This is a genomic window from Oscillatoria nigro-viridis PCC 7112 (assembly GCF_000317475.1).
Lineage (GTDB): Bacteria > Cyanobacteriota > Cyanobacteriia > Cyanobacteriales > Microcoleaceae > Microcoleus > Microcoleus nigroviridis.
On sequence record NC_019729.1, the window covers coordinates 6,970,787 to 6,982,451 of the forward strand.

Annotated in this window: 15 protein-coding genes and 1 tRNA gene; 6 read left to right on the forward strand and 10 right to left on the reverse strand. The window is 46.0% G+C overall.

Going from position 1 to position 11,665, the window contains the following annotated elements; translation table 11 throughout:
* Positions 1–21 precede the first annotated feature (21 nt).
* Positions 22–783 (forward strand): peptidylprolyl isomerase, encoded by a 762-nt coding sequence (locus tag OSC7112_RS28910; RefSeq protein ID WP_015179229.1) that lies wholly within the window; start codon positions 22–24, stop codon positions 781–783.
* A gap of 94 nt (positions 784–877) precedes the next feature.
* On the opposite strand, the gene OSC7112_RS28915 is transcribed toward OSC7112_RS28910, so the two are convergent.
* Both OSC7112_RS28915 and OSC7112_RS37400 read right to left on the reverse strand, forming a co-directional pair.
* The gene (locus tag OSC7112_RS28915) at positions 878–1,237 is read right to left on the reverse strand and encodes a type II toxin-antitoxin system VapC family toxin (protein WP_015179230.1); all 360 of its coding nucleotides are present in this window, start codon (positions 1,235–1,237) and stop codon (positions 878–880) included.
* Positions 1,238–1,250: 13 nt separating this feature from the next.
* Positions 1,251–1,499 carry a type II toxin-antitoxin system ParD family antitoxin gene (locus tag OSC7112_RS37400; RefSeq protein WP_015179231.1) on the reverse strand — a complete coding sequence of 83 codons (249 nt, stop codon included), beginning with the start codon at positions 1,497–1,499 and terminating at the stop codon, positions 1,251–1,253.
* 82 nt (positions 1,500–1,581) lie between these two features.
* Here OSC7112_RS37400 and OSC7112_RS28925 point away from each other — a divergent pair, with 82 nt between their 5' ends.
* The gene (locus tag OSC7112_RS28925; protein ID WP_150111628.1) at positions 1,582–1,770 is read left to right on the forward strand and encodes a hypothetical protein; all 189 of its coding nucleotides are present in this window, start codon (positions 1,582–1,584) and stop codon (positions 1,768–1,770) included.
* 56 nt (positions 1,771–1,826) lie between these two features.
* Here OSC7112_RS28925 and OSC7112_RS28930 read toward each other — a convergent pair whose 3' ends face one another.
* Positions 1,827–2,045: a type II toxin-antitoxin system HicB family antitoxin gene (locus tag OSC7112_RS28930; RefSeq protein WP_015179233.1), complete on the reverse strand. Its 219-nt coding sequence runs from the start codon at positions 2,043–2,045 to the stop codon at positions 1,827–1,829.
* Positions 2,046–2,158: 113 nt separating this feature from the next.
* Here OSC7112_RS28930 and OSC7112_RS28935 point away from each other — a divergent pair, with 113 nt between their 5' ends.
* Together OSC7112_RS28935 and OSC7112_RS28940 are read left to right on the forward strand one after the other, a co-directional pair.
* Positions 2,159–2,542, forward strand: a complete 384-nt coding sequence (locus tag OSC7112_RS28935; protein WP_015179234.1) for a DUF4339 domain-containing protein — start codon at positions 2,159–2,161, stop codon at positions 2,540–2,542.
* Positions 2,543–2,735: 193 nt separating this feature from the next.
* Positions 2,736–2,921, forward strand: a complete 186-nt coding sequence (locus OSC7112_RS28940; RefSeq protein WP_223300712.1) for a hypothetical protein — start codon at positions 2,736–2,738, stop codon at positions 2,919–2,921.
* A gap of 112 nt (positions 2,922–3,033) precedes the next feature.
* Here the strand turns inward: OSC7112_RS28940 and OSC7112_RS28945 are convergent.
* Positions 3,034–3,106, reverse strand: a tRNA-Phe gene (locus OSC7112_RS28945).
* A 132-nt stretch (positions 3,107–3,238) separates the two neighbouring features.
* On the opposite strand from OSC7112_RS28945, the gene OSC7112_RS28950 reads away from it, so the two are divergent.
* Both OSC7112_RS28950 and OSC7112_RS28955 read left to right on the forward strand, forming a co-directional pair.
* Positions 3,239–5,899 (forward strand): glycosyltransferase family 39 protein, encoded by a 2,661-nt coding sequence (locus tag OSC7112_RS28950; protein ID WP_015179235.1) that lies wholly within the window; start codon positions 3,239–3,241, stop codon positions 5,897–5,899.
* Between the two features lie 250 nt (positions 5,900–6,149).
* Positions 6,150–7,085, forward strand: coding sequence for a cobalamin-binding protein (locus tag OSC7112_RS28955; RefSeq protein ID WP_015179236.1), 936 nt, complete (start codon positions 6,150–6,152; stop codon positions 7,083–7,085).
* A gap of 337 nt (positions 7,086–7,422) precedes the next feature.
* Here OSC7112_RS28955 and OSC7112_RS28960 read toward each other — a convergent pair whose 3' ends face one another.
* The 6 genes from OSC7112_RS28960 to OSC7112_RS28985 form a co-directional block, all read right to left on the reverse strand.
* Positions 7,423–8,031: a fasciclin domain-containing protein gene (locus tag OSC7112_RS28960; protein ID WP_015179238.1), complete on the reverse strand. Its 609-nt coding sequence runs from the start codon at positions 8,029–8,031 to the stop codon at positions 7,423–7,425.
* A gap of 166 nt (positions 8,032–8,197) precedes the next feature.
* The gene (locus OSC7112_RS28965; RefSeq protein ID WP_015179239.1) at positions 8,198–8,980 is read right to left on the reverse strand and encodes an MBL fold metallo-hydrolase; all 783 of its coding nucleotides are present in this window, start codon (positions 8,978–8,980) and stop codon (positions 8,198–8,200) included.
* A gap of 267 nt (positions 8,981–9,247) precedes the next feature.
* The gene (locus OSC7112_RS28970) at positions 9,248–9,835 is read right to left on the reverse strand and encodes an anthranilate synthase component II (RefSeq protein WP_015179240.1); all 588 of its coding nucleotides are present in this window, start codon (positions 9,833–9,835) and stop codon (positions 9,248–9,250) included.
* A 177-nt stretch (positions 9,836–10,012) separates the two neighbouring features.
* Positions 10,013–10,525, reverse strand: coding sequence for a diacylglycerol kinase (locus OSC7112_RS28975; RefSeq protein WP_015179241.1), 513 nt, complete (start codon positions 10,523–10,525; stop codon positions 10,013–10,015).
* Between the two features lie 161 nt (positions 10,526–10,686).
* Positions 10,687–11,223 (reverse strand): rRNA maturation RNase YbeY, encoded by a 537-nt coding sequence (ybeY, locus tag OSC7112_RS28980; protein ID WP_015179242.1) that lies wholly within the window; start codon positions 11,221–11,223, stop codon positions 10,687–10,689.
* A 206-nt stretch (positions 11,224–11,429) separates the two neighbouring features.
* A complete protein-coding gene (locus OSC7112_RS28985) occupies positions 11,430–11,648 on the reverse strand; it encodes a DUF3285 domain-containing protein (protein ID WP_015179243.1) in 219 nt (72 codons plus the stop codon).
* Positions 11,649–11,665 lie beyond the last annotated feature (17 nt).

Here is an 11,665-nt window from a genome sequence, read left to right on the forward strand (position 1 = left end):
AAACTTACAACTTCGAGAAACATGGAATCTATCGCTTTCTTAAAAGTCAACAACCACACTATTTCCCTCAGTCAAGCCGTTGGCTATCTCAAGGCTTCCGGGAAATTTGGAATGTTTCTCGCAGAAATCTTGCGCCAGCATATTCTCGAACACGAACTGGCTGAAGTTGAAGCTATCGATATTGACACAGCCGAGTTAGAACAAACGATTGTAAATTTTCGCCTCGAAAAGCAGTTACTCGACCAAAACTCTTTTCAAAACTGGCTGGTTAAAAATGGGATTACTTATGATAATTTTCGACAAGGAATCACCAATGAAATCAAGCTAGATAAGCTCAAAACTAAGATTAGCCAGCCCAAACTAGAGGCATATTACCAGCAGCAAAAGCCTTTCTTCGATCGCGTCGTTCTTTCCCGCATCATCGTCAGCGATCGAGAATTGGCCGACACGCTTAAAGCAGCAATTTCAGCAGGAAAAAATCAATTTGAAAGTCTAGCAAGAGAGTATTCTGTCAGCGATGACCGAGTAGTTAATGGGATGATGGGCCCAGTCAGTCGCGGCACTTTACCCGATATCCTCAAAAATATGGTAGATATTGCTAAAGTTGGAGAAATTCTGGGGCCTCTAGAAATTGAAGGCGGTTACGGTTTATTTCGCGTGGAACAATTCTTAGATGCTTCCTTGGAAGATCCAAAAGTCAAACAAGAACTGCAAAATCAGTTATTTGAGCAGTGGTTGCAAGAAAAGCTGCAAAGTTTGGAGATTAAATTAGAGTTTAAGTAATTGACTTGCAAGATTTAAGGTGCGATCGCCCTTTTGGAATAAGTCAAAAAGTACGATCGCCCTTTACTTCTTTTTCTCGATTGAAGAGCGATCGCTACCAATTAATTACCGTCAAACTTGTTACCTTTCCAAACTCTCGATCTGCCGTCACCAAACTTGCTGAATTTTGGATTGCCATTGCTGCAATAACCGCATCCGGTAGTTTCAAGCGATGTTGCTGGCGAATTTCAATGATTTTTTCAATCAACACAGCATCCATCGCCACTAAACCTAGAATTTCAACTCTTTGCAGAAACTGCTCGAAAAGCTGGCGATCGTCTTGAGTCAACCCAGGAAATACCAGAAACTCAATTTTGCTAATAACTGAAACTCCAATCCAATCCGCATCTTTAAGTAATCCAATGAGTTGAATATTCCCTTGAAGCAAAGCAACGATCGCATTCGTATCCAACACATAGCGACTACCACTACTCGCGTAGATTCCTCTGCATTGTTACTGCATCTCCCTGCCAAGTTAATCTGCCCACTAAATCCGAGAAATTATAGCTTGATTTCTGCTTCTCCTCTGATGAAACCGGATTCAAGACCACTAAAACTTCTCGTTCTTTTAGCAATCGTAACGCAGCCAGAATCACTTCAGAAGCAGATGAGTACCTACCGTTTTTGACTGTTGACTGAACAAACTGCTCTAGTTCAGGAGTTAAGGATATATTCATGATGTTGAGTCACCTATTTGAGTCAACTATTACCCCCATAATAACAAAAATTATCAAATTTTGTTATTTAATATTTTTGGCGATGGCAAGATTTTGCGAGATCCTTGCTTGTAAGCGCAGATTAGCGATCGCCCTTTACCCCTTTTTATCAAAAAACTGCGATCGCCCTTTTGGAATTAGTCACAAAGTGCGATCGCCCTTTCTTGCTTTTTCTCAACCAAAGGCGATCGCACTTTTGGAATTTGTCAACAAGGGCGATCGCTCTTTTTGATATGGAAAAGTCGATCCCTCTTTTGTTCTGAGTCAAAAAGGGCGATCGACTTTTATTTAAGCTGCCACGATTGCCGGACTCGGAGGCACTAAATCTTCTTCTTGGCAATACTCAAGATAGCTGGAGATCGCTTCTTTAGCATTGGCGATCGCTTCTTCATAAGTTTTCCCGTAAGTACAGGGCTGCATTGCAATTGTTGCCAACTCTGGCAGTGTTACCAAATACAGTCCATCCTCTTGTGACCATTGAATTAATAAACTATAGCGGTAATTCATTCCTCTGATTCCTCTGCTGAAGAATTGTTTCTAACTCTTGAATTGCTTTTTTTAACAATTTCTCCAAATACAATGGTGTATCCTCAACACAAGAAGAGATTTTAGGATCTGCTGTGGCGCTAGTGTGGGTGGCGGTGTGGCATTTCTGGGGGTGGCCGCGCGAAGTAGAAATTGCTAGAGGTAAGCCGGAGGCTAAGAAAAAGCGATCGCCCAATTATAACTCACCGCCTCCCAATCCGGTAGAACAAGAGCTAAATCAGCTCAAAGCCACAACTGGAATGAATCGGATGAAGCCTGTGAGACGATCGACCCAGCCAACTCCTGAAGTTGCTCAATGGTATGTGTTTCGCAGCGGAGAAGCCAAGGGGCCCTATACCAAATTGCAATTATGGGAGGTTCAGGAAATCACAGCCCGAACCAAAGTCCGGCGCGGGGAAGCCGAGTGGCAGCGCGCCGGTGAAATTCCCGAATTAGCGTCGTACCTCACTCAAAAATAAGACAGTACACGTCACCGCACGTCCATCGGCGCTCAAGACGATCGCACTCCCCAGAAAGTAGCGCTATTCTTAGAAAAGGGATTTGTGTCAGCGAGACTCCCGGAGCTTTTTATGAATATTACTTTGAGTCCTGAGCAGGTGAAATTGATCGAAGCGCAATTAGCACGCGCGGCAGTTTAGCTCGCCGGAAGAGGTGATTACAAAAGCCCTCCAGACTTTGACTCAAACACGCCAGCATTATTGGGAGTGGGTGGAGGAGGTGCGCTCTTCGGTGGAGGAAGCGGAGGCGGAACTATCGCGGGGTGAGGGAATCCCCTTAGAGACTGCGTGCGAGCAATTGCAGGAAAAGTTTCGCAAGGCACGAGAGGTTCAGGGATGAGTCGATGCTTTGTCTCTCCAACTGCAAGCCGAGACTTGAATGGCATTGGTGATTATTTTGTTCGCTCAAGTTTATATAAAAAAAAGCCCTCAACTTTGTGAGGGCTTTGCGATGCCAGGAACGAGACTTGAACTCGTGACACGTGGATTTTCAGTCCACTGCTCTACCAACTGAGCTATCCCGGCTTGTTTTTTCGCGCTTTACTATCTTAGCAGACACATACAAAATTTAGCAAGCACTTTTTCAAATTAATTTTCGATCGCCCGGAACCGCCCGCCTGTAAGCTAAAAGCTGCAACCTAAAATCCAAGAATCGCAATGGCACAGCAACATCGGGACAGCGGAAGTAAGAGTCTGCTTGTCTTGGGAATAATTTGGCTGCTGGGGGCAATTAGCGATCGCCTCTGGTTTGCCCTCGATCGATCTGTCCCCGCGTGGGATCAAGCAGAATACCTGACTAGCACCCTGAATTACTTGCAGGCGTTGCAGCATCCTCAGTGGTTTTCCGGGGAGTGGTGGACAAACTTCTGGCTGCTTTCGACGAAAATTCCGCCCTTGGCATACATCTTAACCGTTCCGTTTCTTCAGGTTTTCGGTACTGGGGGCGATCGGGCAACCCTCGTTCATCTATTATTTAGTGCAATTCTCCTCGCCTCAGTCTACAGTCTGGGCGTCCAATTATTTAACCGGCAAGTCGGTTTGTGGGCCGCTGCAATTTGCGTTTTGTTACCGGGACTTTATCGGTTTCGCTTGCAATTTTTACTCGACTATCCCCTCACTGCGGCGATTACTTTTGCTTTCTATTGTCTGACAATGTGGAAGGCTTCTGAAGGAAGAAGTTCGGCAACGGATTCTGTAACGGATGTAACGGATGTAACAGATAGAACTCAGTTGAAAGAACGAACGAATAAAAAGTATAAATTCTCCCCCTCCCCCACTCTCCCCCTCTCCGCGTCATCTTTCTTTTGGGCGATCGCCTTTGGAATTTCTCTCGGTTTATCAATATTAGTTAAACACACTACCGTATTATTTCTGTTTACCCCGATTGTATGGTTGGCTGTTGGTGCTGTACGGCAAAAAGCTTGGGGAAGATTAGCCCAATTAGCAGGTAGTTTGTTGCTGTCGGTGGCGGTGTTTGGGCCCTGGGCGAAAACCAATTGGCTGTTAATTTTGACCGGGGGAAAACGGGCAACGGTGGATTCTGCGATCGCCGAAGGAGATCCGGCCCTCAATACGATCGACGCTTGGATTTACTACGGCCAACACTTACCCGAACACATTTCTTGGCCTCTGTTACTGATTCCCTTAGTAGGATTCATACTTTATTGGCGTCGCCGGCAAGATAGTTCCTCAATCTTTTATCTCAACTCCTGTCGCTGGCTGGCTGTTTTCTGGGGAGGAGCTTATTTAATTAATTCTCTAAATATCAACAAAGATGACCGATATGTGATACCTTATTTGCCAGTTTTATCTATTTTCTTAGCCTACTGTTTAACACTCTGGCCTTGTCGGTGGGGACGACAAATTCGCTGGGGTACAATTGGCTTGGCAATTCTGGCGATGCTGTTCCATATCTTGCCGCTGGGAGGTACTCTGGGAAATACCTTAGTCCAAATTATCAGTCCCGGCAATTCTAGCTATCCTTACTTGGGGAAAGAGTGGCCGCACCGAGAGGTAATTGCCGAAATTATCGATCGGGAACCTTATTTGCAATCTACTTTAGGCGTGTTGCCTTCGACGCCGGAAATTAACCAGCATAATTTGAATTTTTACGGTGCTTTGGCTAATTTTCAGGTTTACGGGCGACAGGTGGGAACGAATTTAAAAGAAGTGCCGCAAGATGTGCGATCGCTCTCTTGGTTCGTCACTAAAACAGGCCCGCAAGGTTCGATTCGCGAAGGAATTAAACAAGCTCAAAATGCTGCGGTGGCTGCGATTGAAAAAGGGAATCAATTTGAGTTAGATAAAACTTGGGTTTTGCCAGATTATACTAATTTAAATCTTTATCGCAAGCGAGTGCAGCCTGTCGAAATACAGCCGTTGAATGAAGGGCGATCGCAAGTACAATTAGATCGAGTTACTGTCGGGGAAAAAGCAGTTCCCGGAGTGGCGCTGCCGGTTACTTATACTTGGTCTGGGCCTTGGCAGCAGTTGCAGTCTGGTTTAGTGTTGGTAACGTGGCAAAATCAGCAGTCTGGCGATATTCCACCGGGACAGACTTTCAGGATTTTACACGATCGCGCGATCGCCCAGGCAACTTTGCATCCGGGGAAGCTGGAAGCGGATAAATTTGCTGTGGGGTTTCGAGTTGTCGATCGCACGGCGATGCTTCCTCCTGCTAATATTGCACCGGGAACTTACAATCTGCAAGCTACTTATCTAAATCGGAAAACCGGCGAAACTTATCCGATTAATGTGCCGGCAGTGAGTGTTAAGATCGAGGCAGAGCCTAGAAACGAGAATAAAGCACCTGGAAACGAGGATAATACAGATAAGCCTGAGTTAGATTTGGTGACTCAATTGCGGGCGATGGCGACTGATTTACCCAAAGGATTGCCCGGTTTAGAACCCGTGTTCGAGCAGATTGGACGCATCAATCAGTACGATCCAATTCAAGATTATACCGTGCAAGCGGAACAAGCATTAGAATATCGGTTGAAACAGGAACCAAATAATCTAGAATTGGCTTATGCTTTGGCATTTTCTCGGGTATTGCAGCAGAATGTCGAAAGTTCGATCGCAGCCTTAGAAAAAGTCACTCAACTCGACTCAAAAAACCCTTACGCATACGCCTATCTCGCTTTCGTACACCTGTACGGCTGGCATCCCAAAGCCGCTCAAACAGCCTTAAAACCTGCTCTCGCTCTCAACTCCCACCTACCGGAAATTAGAGTTTTAAACGGTGCAGCGGCTCTGATGCAAGGTAATCTCATTCAAGCATGGCAAGATTTGCAATACTTAAAAAAACTAAAAATTTAACAATCCCTTTTATTGTGGCACGGGCGTCCCGCCTGTGCTTTCAAATCGGTAACGCCTGTGCTTCCAAATCGGTAACGCCTGTGCTTCCAAATCGGTAACGCCTGTGCTTTCAAATCGGTAACGCCTGTGCTTCCAAATCGGTAACGCCTGTGCTTTCAAATCGGTAACGCCTGTGCTTTCAAATCGGTAACGCCTGTGCTTTCAAATCGGTAACGCCTGTGCTTCCAAATCGGTAAAAAACAGAAAACCAATGAACCAACTCAGAATTGTCTCTCTAATTCCCAGTGCCACCGAAATTGTAGCACTTTTAGGATTAACCGATGCAATTGTCGGCCGTTCCCACGAATGCGATTATCCCCCAGAAATCCAAAATTTACCTGTTTGCACTCAGCCTAAATTCAATCCCGAAGGAACTAGCAGCGAAATTCACAACCGCGTGACAGAATTGTTGCAAAATGCGCTGAGTGTGTATAAAGTAGAAATAGATACTTTGGAAAAATTGCAGCCGACTCACATTATTACTCAAGCTCAATGTGAAGTCTGCGCTTGTTCTCTAACAGAGGTTGAACAAGCAGTAAGTACGCTGGTAAATAGCAAGCCAGAAATTATTTCTTTGCAGCCTAATTTGCTAGCAGAAATCTGGACGGATATTCAGCGAGTTGCTGATGCTTTGGGCGTAGATGCCAAAAGTGCGATCGACCTTTTGCAATCCCGCATCGATGCTATTACCTCGAAAGCACAAGCATCATCTATTATGACCACAAAAGAGAGACTTCCCAAAGTAGCCTGCATCGAATGGATTGAACCTTTGATGGCTGCGGGTAACTGGATTCCCGAATTAGTGGCAATGGCGGGAGGCAATTCGCTATTTGGAATTGTCGGCGAACATTCCCCTTGGTTAAAGTGGGAAGCGCTAGTAGAAGCTAATCCCGATGTAATTATTTTCATGCCTTGCGGCTTCGATTTAAACCGCACTCGCAGCGAAGCAATGCAGATAACTAAATACGCAGAATGGGCTAATTTGCAAGCAGTAAAAACTGGGAAAGTTTACATAACTGACGGCAATTCTTACTTTAATAGGCCGGGGCCGAGATTGGTTGATTCGTTAGAAATTTTAGCAGAAATTCTCCATCCCCAAATCTTCGATTTTGGCTATCGGGGTAAGGGTTGGCAGCCATTTTTGTAAGTACCCGCAGCTAGCTAAAGCTTTATCTATAGCAATCCTCGCATCATTTGTGAATTTCTTGCGGACTCCCAGCTTGCTCGGGGAGGGTTGGGGTGGGCTAAAAAATTTACGACTCCTGCAACGATTGCTATATATTATAGCAACCGCCAAGACGGTTAGGAGGTTGTTAATGGCTGAAACGATTGATTGTATTGCTTCTTTCTTCTTCCGACTTCCATCGGACTTCTGCTCTAATTCTGAATTGCCTGCCATACAAATAAGGACACAACATTGTTGTGTCCTTACTTCGCGTTCATTTAACCGAATCTGACATCAATTGATGCAAAAAACGCTAGTCCTACTTGGCATCAGGGGGCATCAAAACCTTGTCAATTACGTGAATCACGCCGTTGGTAGCTTTGATATCAGCTTTCACAACATTAGCGCCGCTGACAGTAACTTTGCCTGCGCTAACAGCTACCTTCAGCGAACTGCCTTCGACACTTTTAACATCGCCGGATTTCAGGCTAGTAGATAAAACCGAACCAGGAACAACGTGGTAAGTTAAAATCTTAGTAAGTTTGGCTTTGTTGGCGGGTTTGAGCAAATCATCCAAAGTTCCTTTTGGCAAAGCAGCAAATGCCGCGTCTGTCGGTGCAAAAACAGTGAAAGGGCCTTTTCCTTGTAAAGTTGTCACCAAACCGGCTGCTCCCAAAGCTTTTGTCAGCGTCTTGAATTGAGGGTCGCCAGATGCAATAGCAACAATATCCTTAGTAGCTGCAGTTGATGCCGGTGAAGCAGCGGTTTTCACCTTTCCAGGAACTTGTTGAGTTTGATTTGCATTAGCAACATCGGTGTTGGAGGTGATGTGAGCTACAGCCGGGAAACCAATCAACGCGCTAGCGCCGATTATTCCTGCGAAACCTGTGAGTTGTTTCATCCAGCTAGGTAAATTTTGATTTTTCATTTCGCTTGCATTTCCTTATGAGATAAAACAGTGAACATGAATTTTTATGTTAGCCAAATCTCGACAAAAGGTAAGGTTGCCAGAGGCTAAGATAGCAAGAAAATTGTCTTGCAGCCCCCGATCGACCAAAACTCCCTTACTATAACCCAAGCTGAGCAATCGGGCATCAACCACCAAATCTGTAACTCAAAACCTCAATCACCGAACCAGTTTGGGGTAAGTCAGCAGATTTGATCGAAATCGTGTCATTATTCAATCGGCGCACCGGCGTACCATCCATCAGCGCCAAGAATTCATCCAGCGGCACCAAATCGCACGCAGCAGCATCGGCGGCTTGGGTTTTGAAATGTGTCGGAATCACCATCTTCGGTTTGAGAAGTTGCAAAGTTTGCTTCGCTTCCGCCGGAGTGTAAGCTTTCGGCCCGCCGCCCACGGGAATCAGCACTACATCGGGCCGCCCGATCAAGATTTGTTCTTCAATGCCGATCGGGCCAGCAACTCCGCCCAAGTGTAAAATCTTAACGCCCGCTTGCTGCCACAGCCAAGCCACATTCACCCCAAATCGCCGTCCTCCCTCACGGTCTTTTTGGGTCCGAATCCCTTGAATCCGCAGCCCGTTAGACTTGTAAGCCCCCGGTTCGTACAAAAGGCCGGGATTGCCCGCAAATCCGTCGATGGCCCCTTCATCGAGCAACCGGCTGCTAATCAGAATCAAATCTGTTTGCACTTTAGGAGAACGATAGCCTGCCGTACAGCCCAGGGGGCGAAAAGGATTCACCAGCACCCTCGCACCGCCTCCGGCGAACAAGAAGCAAGTGTGCCCCAACCACTGAACCGACAAAGAATCAGCAGTTTGAGCTTGATAGCTTTCCCATCCAGATGGCAAACCAGTAAAGAAAGCTGCTAGCAAACCCGTCTGTGCGTAACGTATTAATTGTCGCCGTTTCATCTTGTGGTTGGGGTTGTCGGGTGTTGGTCGTTTGTTGTTATACCACAAAACACCGTCAGTCGATTTTAGATTTTAGATTTTAGATTTTAGATTTACTTGCAGCGCAGTGAATCTGGAATCTCGAACAGGAGTCTAAAATTTGGGGTTCACCACGACAGGAGTGGGGGGCTTGTATCCTTTTTGAGGCGGTTCAGGTGCGAAAATGTGTACCCTACTCTCACCGTAAGGTGCTATGAGAGCGAACCCTACAAATTCAGAGAAATTTAACTAAAGCCGTTCCAAGAAATTTCGCAATAATTGCTTTCCCGAAGTCGTCAAAATACTTTCCGGGTGAAACTGCACACCTTCAATATGCGGATATTCCCGGTGCCGCACGCCCATAATAGTTCCGTCTTCAACCCAAGCCGTAATTTCCAAAACTTCTGGACAACTCTGCTTTTCAATTACCAAACTGTGATAGCGAGTTGCAATCATCGGCGATTCCACGCCCTGAAAAACTCCGACTCCTGCGTGTTCTACCTGAGAAGTTTTGCCGTGCATCAACACGGGCGCAGAAACAATTTTCCCGCCGAATACTTGACCGATACTTTGATGTCCGAGGCACACGCCTAAAATCGGTAGAGTCGGCCCCAATTCTTTGATTAATTCCAGAGAAATTCCCGCATCTTCCGGCCGCCCCGGGCCTGGAGAAATTACCACTGCTGCCGGCTGCAATCGGCGAATTTCTGCTAAGGAGATTTGGTCGTTGCGGTAGACTTGCACTTCGCTTGCTACCGGCAACTGGGCACCCAGTTCTCCTAAATACTGTACCAAATTGTATGTAAAACTGTCGTAGTTATCGATGACTATAATCACGGGTTAAGTTAGATTTTAGGTTTTAGATTTTAGATTTTAGATTGACTCGCTGCCTGAAAGCAAGGATTTCAAGATTTTAGATAGATGCCGAAGATAAAAATAGCTGCAATATAGACGAATAAGACTAAAAATCTCAAATTGGTCATCTAAAACCTAAAATTTTCTGGGTTCAATAAGTTACTGACGGCCGATCGCAATTTGAACTACTGCCCACAAAGGAGGAAGCAGAAGTGCTGCACCGACGATGATCGCAGCCATTGCCGATACCAGAACCGCTCCGGCACCGCAGTCTTTGGCAATTTTGGCTAGTTCGTGGTAAGATTGCCCGACTGTCAAGTCTACCACCGATTCGATCGCCGTATTCAGCAGTTCCATTGCTAAAACTATGCCAATGGTGACGCCGATCACAGATATTTCTACAGGTTTGAGTTGCAAAAATAGCCCGAGTCCGATCGCCAATGTTCCTATAACTGTGTGAATCCGAAAATTGCGCTGAGTTTCAAAAGCATAACTCAGACCCCCCCAAGCGTATCTAAAACTGGTAGCTAAGCTAGATGCGATTTTCCAGGACAGCTCTCGGTTGTATTTCAAGGCTTTTTTAGACTCGTGGACTGTCTGGCTAGAAGAGTCTTGAGGCATGGGCAGGAACTGTGCGATTTGTGATGAAATTGAGGGTCTATCTAGTGTCATAAAGAACCAACTTTAATTTACAGAGATGAATGAAAGCTAAACTTTTCAAATTAACTTCATCTAGTCTAGGTAACTTTTCTAAGTTTTTACTAAAGTTTTGGTGTAATTTCAGAAAGTTATGTTGGGCTTGACATGATTTGTTAAGTAACCATCAACTTAAGTTATGCTGTTTGGATTGTCAGACCGATCGCCCGCAGCAATGTTTCCTGTCGATCGAGCATTTGAGCCAGACTTTCTTCATCCGGGTGATCCCAGCCCAAAAGATGCAGAAAACCGTGGGCTGCCAGCCAAGCTAGTTCGGTCTTCAGGGGATGTCCTTGCTGCTGGGCTTGTCGGTTAGCTGTATCGATCGAGATGACGATATCACCCAAGTATAGGGGTTCAGATGACTGCATTTCCTCTAGCTGAGGACAGTCTACCTCTAAAGCTGCGAAAGCTAGTACATCGGTCGGTCGATCTTGCTGGCGGTACTGGAGGTTGAGGGCTTGCATCTCCGTATCGGCGGTTAAACGCAGACTGACTTCGTAGCCCGGTGCCGCTGGCACATCCGCCGCCTGGTTTTCCAGCCAAACGCTAAACCAATTTTCCCAGGTTTCGGCTGAAATCTCCCCGCTGGCTGCAATCTCAGGGAGGTTGGAAGCGTCGGCTGACTGCTGGGCGATCCCGTAACAGTCTTCGACGTTCACCTCTATTAACATTTTTTTGCTCTCCTGTCAAGGAATATATTCAATTTTTTTACAAATTCCAATTGCGCGATCGAACGGCAGGGGATTTTGCTGTTGCTGGCAAGATACAGTAATCTGTTAGAGATTGCAACAGGCAGGCAGAACAATCAGCTTAACTCCCGATCGAGAAAGCTTAAAAATATCAGCAGAAATGAGAGGCTGATTGTTAGAATCCCCGATTAAGAATTGAAATAGCGATCGAGAAAAGCCAAACCGACGAGTACGCCTAAAAGTCCGATCGCTGTCAAGGCAAAATGAAACAGAGAAGTGGCCCGCTTGCGAACCATGTTCCGCATCGCCAGCTTGACATAACTCGGTGGAGGTGCAGTGTTTGTCGGCGCTGTCTGGGTTTCGGCGGACTCTTCCGAGGCGGGAATGGCTGAGGGAGGTTGACTCATAACGGTTAGTTTAGAAG